Below are 16,804 nucleotides of genomic sequence, written 5' to 3'. Positions count from 1 at the left end.
AACAAAAACAAAAGGAAAACGGCTGCCGGAAAGTCGTGTCCAAAACACTGACGTTACATGTAAAATAAAATACTTCAAAATGTAAAGTATTGTGATTTTGGGTAGCTGTAGTGCGCAGACTCTTGAATCCGTAAAAGAAGCCCATAGGATCAGTATCAGCCGGGTGTGAGATTCACCGGTTGTTCGACTCAATAAATAATAATGAAGTAACGAAGAGGAAATGAAAATTTTATGATGCGTATAGCGTTGTTCCTGATGACTAACCTGGCAGTTATGCTGGTCTTCGGGCTGGTGCTCAGCCTGACGGGCATTCAGTCCAGCAGCGTGCCGGGGCTGATGATCATGGCCGGGCTATTTGGTTTCGGTGGTTCTATCGTCTCTCTGCTGATGTCTAAATGGATGGCGTTGCGCTCGGTGGGTGGTGAAGTTATCGAGCAGCCGCGTAATGAAACAGAGCGCTGGCTGGTGGAAACCGTACGCCGTCAGTCTCAGCAAGCCGGTATCGGGATGCCGCAGGTCGCGATTTATCATGCGCCGGATATCAACGCGTTCGCAACCGGTGCGCGCCGCGATGCCTCGTTGGTGGCCGTGAGTACCGGTTTATTGCAAAGCATGAGTCAGGATGAAGCCGAAGCGGTTATTGCCCACGAAATCAGCCACATTGCCAACGGCGATATGGTCACCATGACCCTGATTCAGGGTGTCGTGAACACCTTCGTGATCTTCATTTCACGTCTGATTGCGCAGGTGGCTTCCGGTTTCTTGTCCGGCAACCGTGATGGTGAAGAAAGTGGTAACGGTAATCCGATGATTTATTTCGCCGTAGCTACAGTACTGGAGTTGGTGTTCGGGATTCTGGCCAGCATTATCACGATGTGGTTCTCGCGTTACCGTGAGTTCCATGCAGATGCCGGTTCCGCGAAACTGGTCGGTCGTGAGAAAATGATCGCGGCGTTGCAGCGCCTGAAAACCAGTCATGAACCGCAGGAAGCAGGCAGCATGATGGCGTTTTGTATCAATGGTAAATCCAAGTCTTTCAGTGAGCTGTTTATGTCTCACCCGCCACTGGACAAACGTATTGAAGCGCTGCGCAGCGGTGAATATCTGAAGTAAGCATAATAACGCGCTAAATAAAAATGCCCGGCAATTGCCGGGCATTTTGCATTCTGAGACCTCTCAGGATTTCAGATTTTCAGCGGCTTTTTGGCTGCTGGTTTTTTGTGTCATACGCAACAGACTGACTAATGCCCCGGTTCCAGCCAGTGTGCCTGCCAGGATCAGCGACGCATGGGTACCGTGCTCGGGGAACAGGTTGAACATGAGCGCCACCATTGCCGCGCCCGTCGTTTGGCCCAACAGACGTGCGGTGCCCAGCAAGCCGCTGGCACCCCCACTGCGGTTACGCGGCGCAGAGGTAATGATGGTGTGATTATTCGGCGACTGGAATAATCCAAATCCCGCGCCACACAGCAGCATGCGCCAGATAATATTCAGATGTGAAGGTTCCGGTGGCAGTAAGGAGAGTGAAAACAGTCCGAATGAAAAGACGATAAGCCCGATGCCACCCAGCATTCCGGGGTGATAACGCTCGACCAGTCTTCCTGCAATCGGTGCCATCACCATCGTCGCTAGCGGCCACGGTGTCAGCAGCAGACCGGTATCCACCGAATTCAGACCAAGCGTATTTTGCAAGAAGAAGGGCAGTGAGACGAATGCCAGCATTTGCGCGCTGAAGGAACACAGCGAGGTACCGAGTGACAGACTGAAAATGGGAATACGCAGCAAATCCACCGGCAGCAGAGGAAAAGGCTGCGAGAGCTGACGGCGTACGAAGAACCAGCCAATAATCAGCAATGCAACCACCTCTCCCAGAATCAGTAAATGATTCTGGCCCTGAGCAAAACCGCTGATGGCGATGATCAGCAACCCAAAGGTCAGCGCATTCATTACGCTGCTGGTAAAATCAAAGCGTTGCCCCTGGCTTCTTGTCGGATTAGGTGGCAGGAATTTGAGACCCAGCAGCAGGGCGGCGATCCCGATAGGGACGTTAATGGCAAACAGCCATTGCCACGAGGCCACCGACAAGATCCCGGCCGCGATAGTTGGCCCGGCGGCAGACGAGACAGCGACAATCAGCGCATTGATCCCCACGCCTCGGCCCAGAAAGCGTTGCGGATAAATAATCCGGATGAGCGCCGTGTTGACGCTCATGATCGCCGCCGCCCCAAAGCCCTGTAAAACGCGGGCGACAGTCAGCGTGGCCAGTGAGTCTGAGAGCGCACAAAACAGCGACGTAATACTAAACACCAGCAGGCCTGTCTGATAGATACGACGGTAGCCGAAAATATCCCCTAACGAGGCGAGAGAAAGTAGCGAGATGGTAATCGCCAACTGGTAGGCGTTCACCACCCAAATTGACGCTGCAGGGCTGGCGTGGAAATCATTGGCGATCGTCGGGAGTGCCACGTTGGCGATGGCGCCATCGAGGACCGAAACGGTGATGCCCAGAGCGATTGCTATAATCGCCCCATATCGCTGGGGAACGGGAAGTCCGTCGTTGGGTATTGAAGTCGGCGTCATAGAGTCTGCAGTGCATTGTGATCAGTGAGGGTAATATTACTACGCTAATCAACGTAAAGTGACAACAGTCACAGTCTGTGACGATTTATTTTGACGGTGCAGATTATGAAACGGAGTTAACAGTTCTTACACTACTGTTCAATACCCCGATTGCTTCCGCGTGATGCTTGCCACTATAATAAAAACCACGTTCTATTTTTTTTGAAACAAAACCAACGCGAGCAGGTAATTCATTCTATGGCTATCGCAGATCTTGATAAGCAACCCGATTCCGTTTCCTCAGTCTTGAAAGTTTTTGGTATTTTGCAGGCGCTGGGCGAAGAGCGTGAGATTGGTATCACTGAACTTTCTCAACGCGTCATGATGTCCAAAAGTACTGTCTATCGTTTTTTGCAGACGATGAAATCTTTGGGATATGTCGCGCAGGAAGGGGAATCAGAGAAATACTCGCTGACACTCAAATTGTTTGAACTGGGCGCGAAAGCGTTGCAAAACGTCGATCTGATCCGCAGCGCGGATATTCAGATGCGTGAATTGTCGCGTCTGACACGTGAAACCATCCACCTTGGTGCGCTGGATGAAGACGGCATTGTTTACATCCATAAAATCGATTCGATGTATAACCTGCGTATGCATTCCCGTATCGGTCGCCGTAACCCGCTGCATACCACTGCTATCGGTAAAGTGCTGATGGCGTGGGGCGATAAAGCCGAAGTCGGTGCGCTGTTACAGGAAATTGAATTCACCCGCAGTACTGAAAATACCATCATGAATGCTGCTGATTTACAAAAGGCGCTGGATCAGGTGCGTGTGCAAGGTTACGGTGAAGATAATGAAGAGCAGGAGCAGGGGCTTCGTTGTATCGCTGTGCCGGTATTCGACCGCTTTGGCGTGGTGATCGCGGGGTTGAGTATTTCCTTCCCGACGATTCGTTTCTCTGAAGAAAGTAAAACTGATTACGTTGCTATGTTGCACACGGCGGCGCGCAATATTTCAGAGCAGATTGGTTTCCACGACTATCCTTTCTGAGATACACGCCGTACAGGCGCCAGATTCAGACGAAAAAAAACCGAAGCTTAGCTTCGGTTTTTTGTTTTTAAACTTCGGGTACTTAGCGGTGAGCCAGCTCAGCCGTTTCTTCTGAATCCATTACCGTCTTATCGGTTTGCTTCAGGATTTGGCTGGTGATGGTACCGGCGGTCATGGAACCACTGACGTTCAGCGCAGTACGACCCATATCGATCAGTGGTTCAACGGAGATAAGCAGCGCGACCAGGGTGACCGGCAGACCCATTGCTGGTAACACTATCAGCGCCGCAAAGGTTGCACCGCCCCCGACGCCTGCAACACCCGCAGAACTCAGTGTTACGATACCTACCAGTGTGGCAATCCACATAGGATCAAATGGGTTGATGCCGACTGTCGGGGCAACCATTACGGCCAGCATGGTCGGATACAGACCGGCACAGCCATTCTGGCCAATAGTGGCGCCAAAGGATGCTGCGAAGCTGGCGATAGATTCCGGAATACCCAAACGACGGGTTTGCGCTTCCACGCTCAGCGGGATAGTCGCTGCGCTTGAACGGCTGGTGAAAGCGAAGGTTAGCACTGGCCAGACTTTACGGAAAAATTTAGCCGGGTTAACGCCGGTGAAGGACAACAGGACAGCGTGGACGACGAACATAATCGCCAGACCCATATATGAAGCCACTACGAAGCTGCCCAGCTTGACGATATCCTGAACGTTCGAACCTGCCACCACTTTGGTCATCAAAGCCAACACGCCGTAAGGAGTCAGTTTCATCACCAGACGCACCAGCTTCATCACCCACGCCTGCAGGGTATCAATGAAGACCAAAACGCGAGGGCCTTTCTCCGCATCATCTTTCACCAGCTGCAGGGCAGCAACGCCCACAAACGCGGCGAAGATCACGACACTGATGATTGACGTCGGGCTTGCACCGGTCAGATCGGCAAACGGGTTCTTAGGTATAAAGGAAAGGATCAGCTGAGGCACACTCAGGTCTGCCACTTTGCCAACATAGTTGGACTGAATGGCGGTCAGACGCGCGGTTTCCTGCGTACCCTGCACCAGACCTTCCGCGGTCAGGCCGAACAAACCCGTCACAAAGATACCGACCAGTGAGGCGATAAGCGTTGTAAACAGCAGAGTGCCGATGGTCAGGAAACTGATTTTACCCAATGAGGACGCGTTATGTAATTTTGCGACCGCACTTAAAATAGAAACGAACACCAGCGGCATCACGATCATTTGCAGCAACTGCACATAACCATTACCGACGATGTTAAACCAGGTAATTGACGTTTTCAGAACCGGGTCATCAGAGCCGTAAATAAGCTGCAGTGCCAGACCAAATACTACGCCGAGCCCCAGACCTGCCAGGACTTTCTTTGCCAGACTCCACTGCTTGTGACGGGTTTGCGCCAGCAGTATAAGCAAAGCAACAAAAACCACTACGTTAAGAACGAGCGGAAGATTCATACCAAACTCCAGACTTATAGTTTTATATTTTAAACGGGTGTTCCAAAAAGGATTGCACCATCCCATAGCGTTGGGGTGAAGAATATCAGTTTGGGTGCACGATCATTTATATCCAAAAAGAATGCATTATAACTTTTTGGTGGTATTCGTATTAATTATCGCCGGATTGTCGAAATTTTATGCTAATCAGATAAAGAGTTTCAGCAGATGATTAAATATATCGGGGTTGATTGCACCAATGATGGGCGTCCAGTCGGGCCAGAACAGCGTAAATCCGACCAATACCAGGCAAAGCGTTCGTTCCAGCTGGTTGCCTTTCTGACTATTAATAATCGGCAGGCGAAAACGCCAGCGGCACGGCCAGAGCAGAGGAACACCCGCCGGCGTCAGCATATCGGCAAGAATATGGCTGAGATAGCCAATGACCATGGCATGAAAGGCATCAGCCGGGATAACCCAGTCGTGGGGGAAATGGGTACGTAAAAGAAAAATACCGCCGATGACCGCCAGCAGGCTGTGCGTAAAACCGCGATGGCCAAAGGCACGGGCAATCGGATGGGAAATCCATTTAAGGCGTTGGCCGATCAGTGATTTTGGGTGATCAATGTCCGGCAGCAGGCACGTCAGCAACGACCCAGGGATAATATGCCACCAGTCGCCGTGCGCCAGCTCGGGTGAGAGCTGCGCCTTCTTGGCAAATACCGCACAGGCGATAGAAAAAATGAGGTGGCCTTCCGCCGTCATGACGCGTCCGAACTGGATAACTGTTATTTTATCCAGTATAAGTGAAACTGTCACAATCGTGGAAGCGGAACCCTGTAACTAATTGTCAATGGATTGATTAAAGGGGAAAAGGCGTATAGAAATACGCCTTTAAATTGTCACGTATTATTCTTAGCGGGCCAGCCAGCCACCGTCGACGGCGATGGTGTAGCCATTGACATAATCCGAAGCTTTGGAGGACAGGAAAACCACCGGCCCCATCACGTCTTCTGGCAAGCCCCAGCGTCCCGCCGGGATACGATCGAGGATCTCTTTACTGCGCTCACCGTCCGAGCGTAGTTGCTCAGTATTGTTGGTCGCCATGTACCCCGGTGCAATCGCATTCACGTTAACGTTATGCTTCGCCCATTCATTGGCCATCAGCCGGGTCAGACCCATCACTGCACTTTTCGATGCGGTGTAGGAAGGGACACGTATTCCGCCCTGATAGGACAGCATCGACGCGATGTTAATGATCTTGCCACCGTTACCTTGTTTGATGAACTGTTTCGCGACGGCTTGGGACATAAAGAACAGCGTTTTGCTGTTGACGTTCATGACGTCGTCCCAGTTCTTTTCACTAAATTCGATAGCATCCTCACGGCGGATAATCCCGGCGTTATTAACCAGAATATCAATATGGCCGAATTCGCTGACCGCTTTTTCTATCAGTTCAGGAATTCCCTGAATGCTGCTCAAATCGGCGCGCAGGTCGAGGAAGCGTCGGCCGGTTGCGACGATTTTTTCAGCTGTTTCATCCGGCTCAGACACATTAATGCCGACGATATCGCAGCCCGCCTGCGCCAGTCCGAGCGCCATTCCTTGCCCAAGCCCGGTGTTGCAACCGGTCACGATGGCAACTTTGCCAGTTAATTCAAACGCATTGAGGATCATAATCAGAGTCTCTTTTGCAACGGCATATTCGCCTGAAAGATTGGAAGGCTCCGCCGGAATGTGGCGGAGCCACTGGATTAGCGAATCTCGCTGACTTTGACATGATCCATGTCGTCGAATACCTGATTTTCACCGACCATACCCCAGATAAAGGTATAGTTTTTTGTTCCCACGCCCGCATGGATAGACCAGCTCGGAGAAATTACCGCCTGCTCATTGTGAACCAGCAGATGACGCGTTTCCTGTGGTTGCCCCATCATGTGGAAGACCGCGGTCTCTTCTTCCATGTTGAAATAGAAATACACTTCCATACGGCGCTCATGGGTGTGACACGGCATGGTATTCCACAGGCTGCCTTCTTCAAGTTTGGTCAGCCCCATGGTCAGCTGGCAGGTTTCCAGAACGTCCGGCACGATGAATTTGTTGATGGTTCGGCGGTTGCTGGTGGCGGCATCGCCGATAGTTTGCGGAGAGGCCTCTGCAAGCGTAATTTTTTTGTTCGGGAAAGCGGTGTGAGCCGGAGCACTGTTGTAGTAAAACTTGGCGGGTTTAGTGGCATCTATACTACTGAATTCAACCAGTTTCGCGCCTTTACCGACGTACAGCGCTTCTTCATGACCGATTTCATAAGTTGTGCCATCGACGACGATGACGCCTGGCCCGCCGACATTTATCACACCCAGCTCACGGCGCTCAAGGAAATAGCTCACGCCAAGCTGCTTACCGACTTCGTCCCCGACAGAAACCGTTTTTTCAGCTGGCATCACGCCACCCACAATAATGCGGTCAATATGACTGTACGTCATGGTGTAGGCATTTCTCTCGAAGATCTTTTCAATGAGAAACTCGCGGCGTAATTCAGAGGTATCAAGGGTTTTAGCGTGGTCGCTGTGGATGCTTTGACGAACTTGCATGTCGTGCCTCTCGTGCGTTGTGATGTGCATATTAAGGAGGACTTGCCGGGCTAGTCTGACCGTTGCGTGGCAGTAACAGCGTACAGAAGCAGGAGAGCACCCGGCTCGTCCGTATTACAGAAAGCATAAGTTCATTGGCATGCGAATTCAATAAAAATGAAATAACGTTTTATTTATTTATGAGGCAGCTCATGATTTCCGAAATTAACCGACAAGGAGGGGAGGGAAGGGAATACGAAAGAGAGCGAAGAGGAAATTAACGGCGCAGCAGCGGATTTCAGTCTGCTACGCCTGACAGTCAGCGGATGTGTGCGGGAACAAGTTCTTCAAGTGAGGACAATTTGGTATCTGCCAGCGCCCAGCGCGGGTCGGCGCTGAATTCATGTGCCGGAACGACTATCGAGCGCATACGCGCCGCTTTGGTGGCGACCATGCCGTTAAAGGAGTCTTCCAGCGTGACGCAGTTTAGCGGATCGACCTGCAACTCGGCGGCAGCGAGCAGATACACTTCCGGATGGGGCTTGCTGTACGGCAGTTTTTCGGCAGACACACGCACCTGAAAATACGACTGCAGGTTGAACATCTCCAGCACGCTATCGAGCATGTGCAGCGGCGACGCGGAAGCGAGACCGATTTTCAGCCCCTGATCGCGGCACATTTCCAGCGCATGCGTCACACCGGGCAGCAGTGGGCGGGTTTGTTCAACCAACTCGATCGTGCGGGCGATCACCATTGCTGAGGTTTCTTCCTGGTTCGGCCCGTGCCACGGCAGCGCCTGATACCACATCCGCACTACCTGATCGATGCGCAGGCCAAGTGTATCTGGCAGTAAATGCCGTTGTGAAATATCCACACCGAGACTGCTGAACACATCGAGTTCTGCCTGAACCCATAAAGGTTCAGAATCAATTAACAGACCATCCATATCGAAAATTGCGGCATTTACAGGGCGTGCATAAGCCATGCGGGTGAACTCCGTATCAGTGAATGAAATGCTACTCTATCACTGGTGGTGAAACGGATAAATCCGTTGCTCAAATTCCTAAAGGGCCTATTTTCGACGAAGTGTGGTGCTAACTGATTAAAATGATGAGCAGAGCAGACTTTCTGTGAGTAAACTTAGCCGTTGATAAAGACGTCCTAACAAGGGGAATTCATGACGTACCAACAAGCCGGACGTGTCGCAGTCCTTAAAAGGATTGCAGGGTGGGTAATTTTCATCCCTGCGCTGCTTTCTACACTGATTTCATTGCTTACTTTTATTAATGAGCATACTAAAGCTCAGCAGGGCATCAATGCGGTGATGCTGGATTTCGTCCACGTCATGGTGGATATGGTGCGATTTAACACCACTTTTCTTAATATGTTCTGGTACAACTCACCGGTGCCGTCTTTAGGCCAGGGGATGACCAGCGCGAACATTATGTTCTTTATTATTTATTGGCTAATTTTTGTCGGTCTGGCGCTTCAGGCGTCTGGCGCAAGAATGTCTCGTCAGGTGAAACATATTCGGGAAGGCATTCAGGATCAGCTAATTCTGGAACAGGCCAAAGGCGCAGAAGGGCGCACACGTCCTCAGATTGAAGAACGGATTGTAATCCCGCGCCATACGATTCTTGTGCAATATTTCCCGCTGTACATTTTGCCAATTATCATTGCCATTATCGGCTATTTCATTTTGAAATTGCTGGGTTTACAGGTCTGACAGATTACAAATTGGGCGAGCCAATAAACGGTTTGCTGCATAAATAAGGCCTGAATATTTTAAATATTCAGGCCTTATTTGTTTGTGCTTTCACTTATTTACCCTGCTAACTAATATCATCATGTAACAATCTTTCTACGGCGCGTTGGGCCACTACCTGATGCTGTCCCCCGAATAAATTGCTACGGTTTAGCAAATAATATAACTGGTATATCGGCTGCCTCGAAATGAAGTCATCGGGCAACGGTGTCTTACTCTGATAGCCATCATAAAGCTGGGGAGGCACATTCGGATATAACGGCAGCATCGCCAGATCGCATTCTCTGTCGCCCCAATAACAGGCGGGATCGAAAATCACCGGGCCATTATCAGCAAGGCCACAGTTATGCGGCCATAAATCGCCGTGTAGCAGAGAGGGTTGGGGCTGGTGATTTTGCAGACGGCCATGAACCATGGCGGTGATATCTTCGATATTGCCAAAGATCATGCCTTTTTCTGCCGCCAGCTGTAACTGCCAGCCGATGCGCTGCTCTGCGAAAAATGTCGCCCAGCGGCGTTGCCAGCTGTTGGGTTGCGGAAGCGTTGCCAGTTCATTATCGAAATCCAACCCGAACTGTAACTGTTCACTCCACTCATGCAGTGCTGCGAGTTGCTGACCTAATAAATAGGCGTTGTGAGCATCAAGTGGCTTTTGCGGAATGTATTCGAGTAGCAGAAAACTGTAATCGCGATCGCTGCCGACGCCATACACTTCAGGAACGCGCACGGTCTGGCTGCGGGCGAGCAGCGCGAGCTGATCGGCTTCGGCGGCGAAAATCGGTAACATTTCACGCGCGTTGCACTTCACAAATACATCCCTGTCACCATAACTTAGCCGCCAGGCGGGATGAATTTCTCCTCCCGGAAGCTCAACACGTTCGCGGATTTCTGCACTGCCCAGATGTTCACTCAACAAACGATTGACGGCTTGCCACATGGTATCACCCCTTCTGACTGGCCCGATAATTCATTAAGTTAGCGTTTTTTTTGCCTCAAAAACCTGATCCTGCGCACGGCTGAATCAGAATAAGACGTTAATTTACGCAATGTAAGCGTCGGCGAAATTGAGCTTTAAGGTAATGAAAAAGACAATTTAAGAATATGTGAAGTGAAACAGGTTTTATTAGCAGAATTGTCTTATCGACATGCCTCTAACCCCCTTGTTTAACAAAACAATATTAATAATAGACTAAAAATATATTCAGGTGTGGGAAGAAGATGTATATGCTACATCTCGTCCAAGTCGCGAGAGAGATAATGTGAAACCAAACATTCTTTATTTGATGGCCACGCTATTACTGGCGGGTTGCGCTAAAGAAACGCCGGTTCAGACGACGCATTTTTTGAAACCAACACCGCCTTCGCGGGCTGATACTTCATTAATGCATCAGGGACCTTACGGCGAAGTTATTCGTCAGGCGGCAAGCACTTACGGCGTAGATGAAACATTGGTTAAAGCCATCATTCAGGTCGAATCTGGATATAACCCAACCGTTGTCAGTAAATCGAATGCGATTGGGTTAATGCAGCTAAAGGCCTCAACGGCAGGACGCGATGCCTACCGGATGAAGGGACGTTATGGTCAGCCTTCACCGCGTGATCTTAAAGATCCGGCAGTAAATATCGACTTAGGCACGGCTTATCTGAGCATTTTGCAGCAACAGCTGGCCGGGATAAACAATCCTGAGACGCGTCGATATGCGACGACCGTAGCGTACGTAAATGGAGCAGGGGCGTTGCTGAGAACATTCGCGAAAGATAAGACCTTCGCGATTGCTCAAATTAATCAGATGTCGCCGACCGAGTTTTATCAGCACGTTCAGAAAAAACACCCCGCGCCACAGGCTCCGCGTTATTTGTGGAAAGTAAATAACGCCTATCTGGCTATGCGCTAAGCGTGTCGCATCTTCTGCCAGCAGCTCAGGCCGCTGGCGGAAAGTGAGTGATAATCTCACTGATACCGTTAATCACGAACTGCACGCCCATGCACACCAGTAAGAAACCCATCAGTCTCGAAATCGCTTCAATCCCACTTTTTCCTACCAGACGCATGATCGCGCCAGAGCTGCGCAGTGTCAGCCATAAAATCAGGCTCACCAGGAAGAAAATAATTACCGGTGCTATCAGGATCACCCAGTGCGGGAAATCGACGCCGTCATTGATGGTCGATGCGCTACTGATAATCATCGCAATCGTACCCGGTCCTGCAGTGCTTGGCATTGCCAGCGGTACAAATGCAATGTTCGGTGAATCCTGTCTTTTCATTTCCTCAGTCTTGTTTTCCATCAGCACTTTTTCTTCCACGTGTTGCTGTGGGAAAAGCATCCGGAAACCGATAAATGTCACGATAAGACCGCCAGCGATACGCAGGCCTGGTATGGAGATACCAAAGGTATTCATCACTACCTGTCCGGCATAAAAGGCCACCATCATAATGATGAAGACATAGACCGACGCCATCAGCGATTGCTGGTTTCTCTCCTGCGCGGTCATGTTTCCTGAAAGGCCGAGTAGTAGTGCTACCGTTGTTAACGGGTTAGCGAGTGGAAGAATTACCACCAGACCTAGTCCGATTGCCTTAAATAACTGGCCGACTTCTGTCATAAATTTCCCTTTTTGTGTGCGTCTTTCATTTACCTTAGCTGCTCCGGGAGTGATTACACGAAAAATATCCGCACTAAGCAACACAGGTTGCTGGAAATGCGCACTTTACGGGTGGTAAACTCCCTGTCTGTTTTTACGTCGCATCCCGATACGACACTGTGATGTATTCAGGGTGCTTATATTCGGCAAGGTAAAGTTGAATAGCGTGAATAACTATACGAATTCAAACTCAAATATTTTTCTAGATGTGCTCTGTCGTGTGGGGCACCACTGTAGATTAAGGAATTAACATGCCTGTTATTACTCTTCCTGATGGAAGCCAGCGCGTTTTTGATCGTCCCGTTTCTCCTCTTGATGTTGCCCTTGATATCGGTCCTGGTCTGGCGAAAGCCTGTATTGCTGGCCGCGTAAATGGCGAACTGGTGGATGCTACCGACCTTATCGAGGCTGATGCACAACTGGCGATCATTACCACTAAAGACGAAGCCGGTCTTGAAATTCTGCGCCACTCCTGTGCGCACCTTTTGGGTCATGCCATCAAGCAACTGTGGCCAGACACCAAAATGGCTATCGGCCCGGTTATCGATAATGGCTTCTACTACGACGTTGATTTAGATCGCACGTTGACTCAGGAAGACATCGAACTGCTTGAAAAGCGCATGCACGAACTGGCTGAAAAGAATTACGACGTTATCAAAAAGAAAGTCAGCTGGCAGGAAGCACGTGACACCTTTGCAAGCCGTGGCGAAGAATACAAAGTGGCGATTCTGGATGAGAACATCAGCCATGATGACCGTCCTGGTTTGTATCACCACGAAGAATACGTCGATATGTGCCGTGGTCCTCACGTTCCGAACATGCGTTTCTGCCATCATTTCAAATTGCAGAAAACGTCCGGTGCGTACTGGCGTGGCAACAGCGACAACAAAATGCTGCAACGTATTTACGGCACAGCATGGGCTGAGAAAAAACAACTGAATGCCTACCTGCAACGTCTGGAAGAAGCTGGCAAGCGCGATCACCGTAAAATTGGTAAGCAACTTGACCTGTACCACATGCAGGAAGAAGCACCAGGCATGGTGTTCTGGCACAATGACGGCTGGACAATTTTCCGTGAGCTGGAGGCCTTCGTACGCATGAAACTGAAGTCTTACGACTATCAGGAAGTGAAAGGTCCGTTCATGATGGACCGCGTACTGTGGGAAAAAACAGGTCACTGGGAAAACTACAAAGAAGCAATGTTCACCACGTCTTCTGAAAACCGTGAATATTGCATCAAACCGATGAACTGCCCGGGCCATGTTCAGATTTTTAATCAGGGTCTGAAATCTTACCGTGACCTGCCGCTGCGTATGGCTGAGTTCGGCAGCTGCCACCGTAACGAGCCATCAGGTGCGTTGCATGGTCTGATGCGCGTTCGTGGTTTCACTCAGGATGATGCCCATATCTTCTGTACCGAAGAGCAGGTGCGTGATGAAGTGAACAGCTGTATCCGCATGGTCTATGACATGTACAGCACTTTTGGTTTCCAGAAGATTGTGGTGAAATTATCCACCCGTCCTGAGAAGCGCATCGGTACTGACGAAATGTGGACTCGTGCTGAGGATGATCTCGCGGCAGCACTGACTGAAAACGACATTCCGTTCGATTATCAGCCGGGTGAAGGTGCGTTCTACGGTCCAAAAATTGAATTTACCTTGTACGATTGTTTGGATCGTGCGTGGCAGTGTGGTACCGTGCAGCTCGACTTTTCATTACCTGGTCGTTTGAACGCGTCGTATATTGGCGAAAGCAACGACCGTCAGGTACCGGTAATGATTCACCGTGCTATCCTGGGTTCAATGGAGCGCTTCATTGGTATTCTGACTGAAGAATACGCAGGCTTCTTCCCAACATGGATGGCTCCGGTTCAGGTAGTGATCATGAATATTACTGATGCACAAGCTACCTATGTCGAAGAATTAACTAAAAAACTGCAAGATGCAGGCATTCGCGTTAAAGCCGACTTGAGAAATGAGAAGATTGGCTTTAAAATTCGCGAACACACGCTACGCCGTGTTCCTTACATGTTAGTTTGTGGCGATAAAGAGGTCGAAGCAGGCAAAGTTGCTGTTCGTACTCGCCGCGGCAAAGACTTAGGAAGCATGGATGTTAGCGAAGTCGTTGACAAACTGCTGGCGGAAATCCGCAGCAGAAGTCTTCATCAACTGGAGGAATAAAGTATTAAAGGCGGAAAACGAGTTCAACCGGCGCGTCCTAATCGCATTAACAAAGAGATTCGCGCGCAAGAAGTTCGCCTCACAGGCGTCGATGGCGAGCAGATTGGTATTGTCAGTCTGAATGAAGCTCTTGAAAAAGCTGAGGAAGCGGGCGTCGATTTAGTAGAAATCAGTCCGAATGCCGAGCCGCCAGTTTGTCGAATCATGGATTACGGCAAATTCCTCTACGAGAAGAGCAAGTCGACTAAAGAGCAGAAGAAGAAACAAAAAGTTATTCAGGTTAAGGAAATCAAATTCCGACCTGGTACCGATGATGGCGACTATCAGGTCAAACTACGCAACCTGATTCGCTTTCTGGAAGATGGCGATAAAGCCAAAATTACCCTGCGGTTCCGTGGGCGTGAAATGGCGCACCAACAGATCGGTATGGAAGTGCTTAACCGCGTCCGTAAAGACCTGTGTGAAGATTCTGAACTGGCCGTTGTCGAATCCTTCCCTACGAAGATCGAAGGTCGTCAGATGATCATGGTGCTCGCACCTAAGAAGAAACAGTAAGGCTTCCAAGTAATCCTGCTGCGCGGTGTTCGCACCGCGTATGCTGGATTCGCCTTTCTGATTCATGTTAATAACAATGCGAAGTGGAATGTAAAATGCCAAAGATCAAAACAGTACGCGGCGCCGCTAAACGCTTCAAAAAAACCGCCAACGGTGGTTTTAAGCGTAAGCACGCTAACCTGCGTCATATTCTGACCAAAAAAGCTACTAAGCGTAAACGTCACTTGCGTCCAAAAGGCATGGTATCCAAGAACGATTTGGGCCTTGTCTCTGCATGTCTGCCGTACGCATAAATACACTTTTTTTCATCTAGAATATAAAACTCAGGAGAGCATATGGCTCGCGTAAAACGTGGTGTGATTGCACGTGCACGTCACAAGAAAATTTTAAAGCAGGCGAAAGGTTACTACGGTGCCCGTTCGCGCGTATATCGTGTTGCATTCCAGGCTGTTATCAAAGCTGGTCAATACGCTTACCGTGACCGTCGTCAAAAGAAACGTCAGTTCCGTCAGCTGTGGATCGCGCGTATCAACGCAGCAGCTCGTCAGAACGACATGTCTTACAGCAAATTCATTAACGGCTTGAAAAAAGCTTCTATTGAAATTGACCGTAAGATTTTGGCTGACATCGCAGTCTTCGACAAAGTGGTATTTGCCGCTCTGGTTGAGAAAGCGAAAGCAGCACTGGCGTAAGTCAGGTGAAAGAGGGAGCTTGCTCCCTCTTTTATATTTTGTGTTTGAAAACAACCTGATTCGTTGTGTACTATCGACAACGTCGTTTAAATTCCGGTTCAAGAGTTTCATCAACAAGGTAACGCAAGCATGAATGCTGCTATTTTCCGTTTCTTTTTTTACTTTAGCGCCTGATTCAGGAAGGCTTTCGCGCGTAAGAGAAGAAACGAAAAGTAGCGCCTAAGCCTCCCTCGTGGAGGCTTTTTTGTATCTGTGCTTTATACACTAAGGTTCAGGGTCAAAATCGCGCCCCTGATTAATCACGGTTATTTTACATCGGGCCATATTGGCCAGAAGAAGAGGAAAGCAATGCCACATCTCGCAGAGCTGGTTGCCAACGCCAAGGCAGCCGTAGAGAGTGCTCAGGATATCGCCACGCTGGATAACGTGCGTGTCGAATATCTGGGTAAGAAAGGCCACCTGACACTCCAGATGACGACCCTCCGTGACTTACCAGCGGATGAACGCCCGGCAGCGGGCGCCGTGATCAACGAAGCGAAAACGCAAGTTCAGGAAGCTTTGAATGCGCGAAAAAATACGCTGGAGTCCGCAGTATTGAATGCCCGTCTGGCCGAAGAGACGATTGACGTTTCCCTGCCAGGCCGCCGTATAGAAAACGGTGGTTTGCATCCGGTGACCCGTACTATCGACCGCATTGAAACCTTCTTCGGTGAATTAGGCTTTACCGTGGAAACCGGTCCGGAAATCGAAGATGATTATCATAACTTCGATGCCCTAAATATTCCCGGCCACCACCCTGCGCGCGCGGACCACGACACCTTCTGGTTTGATGCTAAACGTCTGCTGCGTACGCAGACATCCGGTGTGCAGATTCGCACCATGAAAGACCAGCAACCGCCTATCCGCATTATCGCGCCGGGCCGCGTTTATCGTAACGATTACGACCAGACGCATACCCCGATGTTCCATCAGATGGAAGGCCTGATTGTTGATAAAGACATTAGCTTCTCCAATCTGAAAGGGACGCTGCACGATTTCCTGAACAACTTCTTTGAAGCTGATTTGCAGATCCGTTTCCGTCCATCTTATTTCCCGTTCACCGAACCTTCCGCGGAAGTTGACGTCATGGGCAAAAACGGCAAATGGCTGGAAGTGCTGGGCTGCGGCATGGTGCATCCGAACGTATTGCGTAACGTCGGCATTGATCCTGAAGTCTATTCCGGTTTTGCCTTCGGTATGGGCATGGAACGTCTGACCATGTTGCGTTATGGCGTAACAGACCTGCGTGCATTCTTCGAAAACGATCTGCGTTTCCTCAAACAGTTTAAGTAAGGCGG

At 49.9% G+C, this 16,804-nt stretch carries 18 protein-coding genes and 1 other annotated feature; of the genes, 10 read left to right on the top strand and 8 right to left on the bottom strand.

Annotated features, from left to right (window positions below; genetic code table 11):
* The first annotated feature begins 231 nt into the window (after window positions 1-231).
* Window positions 232-1,113 carry a protease HtpX gene (gene htpX, locus AC0Z7K_RS05365; RefSeq protein WP_413529872.1) on the top strand — a complete coding sequence of 294 codons (882 nt, stop codon included), beginning with the start codon at window positions 232-234 and terminating at the stop codon, window positions 1,111-1,113.
* A 63-nt stretch (window positions 1,114-1,176) separates the two neighbouring features.
* On the opposite strand, the gene AC0Z7K_RS05360 is transcribed toward htpX, so the two are convergent.
* Window positions 1,177-2,580 (bottom strand): MFS transporter, encoded by a 1,404-nt coding sequence (locus AC0Z7K_RS05360; protein WP_413529871.1) that lies wholly within the window; start codon window positions 2,578-2,580, stop codon window positions 1,177-1,179.
* 237 nt (window positions 2,581-2,817) lie between these two features.
* On the opposite strand from AC0Z7K_RS05360, the gene kdgR reads away from it, so the two are divergent.
* Window positions 2,818-3,609, top strand: coding sequence for a DNA-binding transcriptional regulator KdgR (gene kdgR / locus AC0Z7K_RS05355; protein WP_413529870.1), 792 nt, complete (start codon window positions 2,818-2,820; stop codon window positions 3,607-3,609).
* A gap of 82 nt (window positions 3,610-3,691) precedes the next feature.
* Here kdgR and AC0Z7K_RS05350 read toward each other — a convergent pair whose 3' ends face one another.
* From AC0Z7K_RS05350 to hxpB, 5 genes are all read right to left on the bottom strand, one after another.
* The gene (locus AC0Z7K_RS05350) at window positions 3,692-5,083 is read right to left on the bottom strand and encodes an L-cystine transporter (protein ID WP_485613191.1); all 1,392 of its coding nucleotides are present in this window, start codon (window positions 5,081-5,083) and stop codon (window positions 3,692-3,694) included.
* Window positions 5,084-5,269: 186 nt separating this feature from the next.
* Window positions 5,270-5,827 (bottom strand): metal-dependent hydrolase, encoded by a 558-nt coding sequence (locus AC0Z7K_RS05345; RefSeq protein WP_413529868.1) that lies wholly within the window; start codon window positions 5,825-5,827, stop codon window positions 5,270-5,272.
* Window positions 5,828-5,977: 150 nt separating this feature from the next.
* A complete protein-coding gene (gene kduD / locus AC0Z7K_RS05340) occupies window positions 5,978-6,739 on the bottom strand; it encodes a 2-dehydro-3-deoxy-D-gluconate 5-dehydrogenase KduD (protein WP_413529867.1) in 762 nt (253 codons plus the stop codon).
* 77 nt (window positions 6,740-6,816) lie between these two features.
* Window positions 6,817-7,653 (bottom strand): 5-dehydro-4-deoxy-D-glucuronate isomerase, encoded by an 837-nt coding sequence (gene kduI, locus AC0Z7K_RS05335; RefSeq protein ID WP_485613189.1) that lies wholly within the window; start codon window positions 7,651-7,653, stop codon window positions 6,817-6,819.
* A 298-nt stretch (window positions 7,654-7,951) separates the two neighbouring features.
* Entirely contained in the window at window positions 7,952-8,617 is a 666-nt protein-coding gene (gene hxpB, locus AC0Z7K_RS05330; protein ID WP_485613188.1) for a hexitol phosphatase HxpB, read from the bottom strand.
* Window positions 8,618-8,809: 192 nt separating this feature from the next.
* Between hxpB and AC0Z7K_RS05325 the strand changes: the two genes are divergently transcribed.
* Window positions 8,810-9,358, top strand: a complete 549-nt coding sequence (locus tag AC0Z7K_RS05325) for a YniB family protein (RefSeq protein ID WP_485613187.1) — start codon at window positions 8,810-8,812, stop codon at window positions 9,356-9,358.
* Window positions 9,359-9,464: 106 nt separating this feature from the next.
* Here the strand turns inward: AC0Z7K_RS05325 and AC0Z7K_RS05320 are convergent, their stop codons facing one another.
* Window positions 9,465-10,334 (bottom strand): fructosamine kinase family protein, encoded by an 870-nt coding sequence (locus AC0Z7K_RS05320; protein WP_413529863.1) that lies wholly within the window; start codon window positions 10,332-10,334, stop codon window positions 9,465-9,467.
* A 322-nt stretch (window positions 10,335-10,656) separates the two neighbouring features.
* Between AC0Z7K_RS05320 and AC0Z7K_RS05315 the strand changes: the two genes are divergently transcribed.
* Window positions 10,657-11,292 (top strand): transglycosylase SLT domain-containing protein, encoded by a 636-nt coding sequence (locus tag AC0Z7K_RS05315; RefSeq protein ID WP_485613394.1) that lies wholly within the window; start codon window positions 10,657-10,659, stop codon window positions 11,290-11,292.
* Between the two features lie 25 nt (window positions 11,293-11,317).
* On the opposite strand, the gene AC0Z7K_RS05310 is transcribed toward AC0Z7K_RS05315, so the two are convergent.
* Window positions 11,318-12,001: a MarC family NAAT transporter gene (locus AC0Z7K_RS05310; protein ID WP_413529862.1), complete on the bottom strand. Its 684-nt coding sequence runs from the start codon at window positions 11,999-12,001 to the stop codon at window positions 11,318-11,320.
* 290 nt (window positions 12,002-12,291) lie between these two features.
* On the opposite strand from AC0Z7K_RS05310, the gene thrS reads away from it, so the two are divergent.
* The 6 genes from thrS (at window position 12,292) to pheS (ending at window position 16,799) form a co-directional block, all read left to right on the top strand.
* Window positions 12,292-14,220 (top strand): threonine--tRNA ligase, encoded by a 1,929-nt coding sequence (thrS, locus tag AC0Z7K_RS05305; RefSeq protein ID WP_485613185.1) that lies wholly within the window; start codon window positions 12,292-12,294, stop codon window positions 14,218-14,220.
* A gap of 3 nt (window positions 14,221-14,223) precedes the next feature.
* Window positions 14,224-14,775, top strand: a complete 552-nt coding sequence (gene infC / locus AC0Z7K_RS05300; protein ID WP_013576136.1) for a translation initiation factor IF-3 — start codon at window positions 14,224-14,226, stop codon at window positions 14,773-14,775.
* Window positions 14,776-14,870: 95 nt separating this feature from the next.
* Window positions 14,871-15,068 (top strand): 50S ribosomal protein L35, encoded by a 198-nt coding sequence (gene rpmI, locus AC0Z7K_RS05295; protein ID WP_056773448.1) that lies wholly within the window; start codon window positions 14,871-14,873, stop codon window positions 15,066-15,068.
* A gap of 42 nt (window positions 15,069-15,110) precedes the next feature.
* Window positions 15,111-15,467: a 50S ribosomal protein L20 gene (rplT, locus tag AC0Z7K_RS05290; RefSeq protein WP_056773451.1), complete on the top strand. Its 357-nt coding sequence runs from the start codon at window positions 15,111-15,113 to the stop codon at window positions 15,465-15,467.
* Window positions 15,468-15,591: 124 nt separating this feature from the next.
* Window positions 15,592-15,716: a sequence feature (Phe leader region), on the top strand.
* Window positions 15,597-15,641 carry a pheST operon leader peptide PheM gene (pheM, locus tag AC0Z7K_RS05285; protein WP_106120997.1) on the top strand — a complete coding sequence of 15 codons (45 nt, stop codon included), beginning with the start codon at window positions 15,597-15,599 and terminating at the stop codon, window positions 15,639-15,641. It overlaps the preceding feature by 45 nt.
* A 99-nt stretch (window positions 15,717-15,815) precedes the next feature.
* A complete protein-coding gene (gene pheS, locus AC0Z7K_RS05280) occupies window positions 15,816-16,799 on the top strand; it encodes a phenylalanine--tRNA ligase subunit alpha (protein WP_112168578.1) in 984 nt (327 codons plus the stop codon).
* Window positions 16,800-16,804: the final 5 nt, after the last annotated feature.

It is taken from the genome of Rahnella sp. 1L-D-7-B-C2 (assembly GCF_057290995.1).
Note: the sequence above shows the minus strand (reverse complement) of the source record. Positions and strands in the feature narration are given on the sequence as shown.

What these genes read in the sequence shown, in the direction of transcription:
- htpX (WP_413529872.1), top strand. Translation starts at nt 232, where the DNA reads ATGATGCGTATAGCGTTGTTCCTGATGACTAACCTGGCAGTTATGCTG.
- AC0Z7K_RS05360 (WP_413529871.1), bottom strand. Translation starts at nt 2,580, where the DNA reads ATGACGCCGACTTCAATACCCAACGACGGACTTCCCGTTCCCCAGCGA.
- kdgR (WP_413529870.1), top strand. Translation starts at nt 2,818, where the DNA reads ATGGCTATCGCAGATCTTGATAAGCAACCCGATTCCGTTTCCTCAGTC.
- AC0Z7K_RS05350 (WP_485613191.1), bottom strand. Translation starts at nt 5,083, where the DNA reads ATGAATCTTCCGCTCGTTCTTAACGTAGTGGTTTTTGTTGCTTTGCTT.
- AC0Z7K_RS05345 (WP_413529868.1), bottom strand. Translation starts at nt 5,827, where the DNA reads ATGACGGCGGAAGGCCACCTCATTTTTTCTATCGCCTGTGCGGTATTT.
- kduD (WP_413529867.1), bottom strand. Translation starts at nt 6,739, where the DNA reads ATGATCCTCAATGCGTTTGAATTAACTGGCAAAGTTGCCATCGTGACC.
- kduI (WP_485613189.1), bottom strand. Translation starts at nt 7,653, where the DNA reads ATGCAAGTTCGTCAAAGCATCCACAGCGACCACGCTAAAACCCTTGAT.
- hxpB (WP_485613188.1), bottom strand. Translation starts at nt 8,617, where the DNA reads ATGGCTTATGCACGCCCTGTAAATGCCGCAATTTTCGATATGGATGGT.
- AC0Z7K_RS05325 (WP_485613187.1), top strand. Translation starts at nt 8,810, where the DNA reads ATGACGTACCAACAAGCCGGACGTGTCGCAGTCCTTAAAAGGATTGCA.
- AC0Z7K_RS05320 (WP_413529863.1), bottom strand. Translation starts at nt 10,334, where the DNA reads ATGTGGCAAGCCGTCAATCGTTTGTTGAGTGAACATCTGGGCAGTGCA.
- AC0Z7K_RS05310 (WP_413529862.1), bottom strand. Translation starts at nt 12,001, where the DNA reads ATGACAGAAGTCGGCCAGTTATTTAAGGCAATCGGACTAGGTCTGGTG.
- thrS (WP_485613185.1), top strand. Translation starts at nt 12,292, where the DNA reads ATGCCTGTTATTACTCTTCCTGATGGAAGCCAGCGCGTTTTTGATCGT.
- rpmI (WP_056773448.1), top strand. Translation starts at nt 14,871, where the DNA reads ATGCCAAAGATCAAAACAGTACGCGGCGCCGCTAAACGCTTCAAAAAA.
- rplT (WP_056773451.1), top strand. Translation starts at nt 15,111, where the DNA reads ATGGCTCGCGTAAAACGTGGTGTGATTGCACGTGCACGTCACAAGAAA.
- pheS (WP_112168578.1), top strand. Translation starts at nt 15,816, where the DNA reads ATGCCACATCTCGCAGAGCTGGTTGCCAACGCCAAGGCAGCCGTAGAG.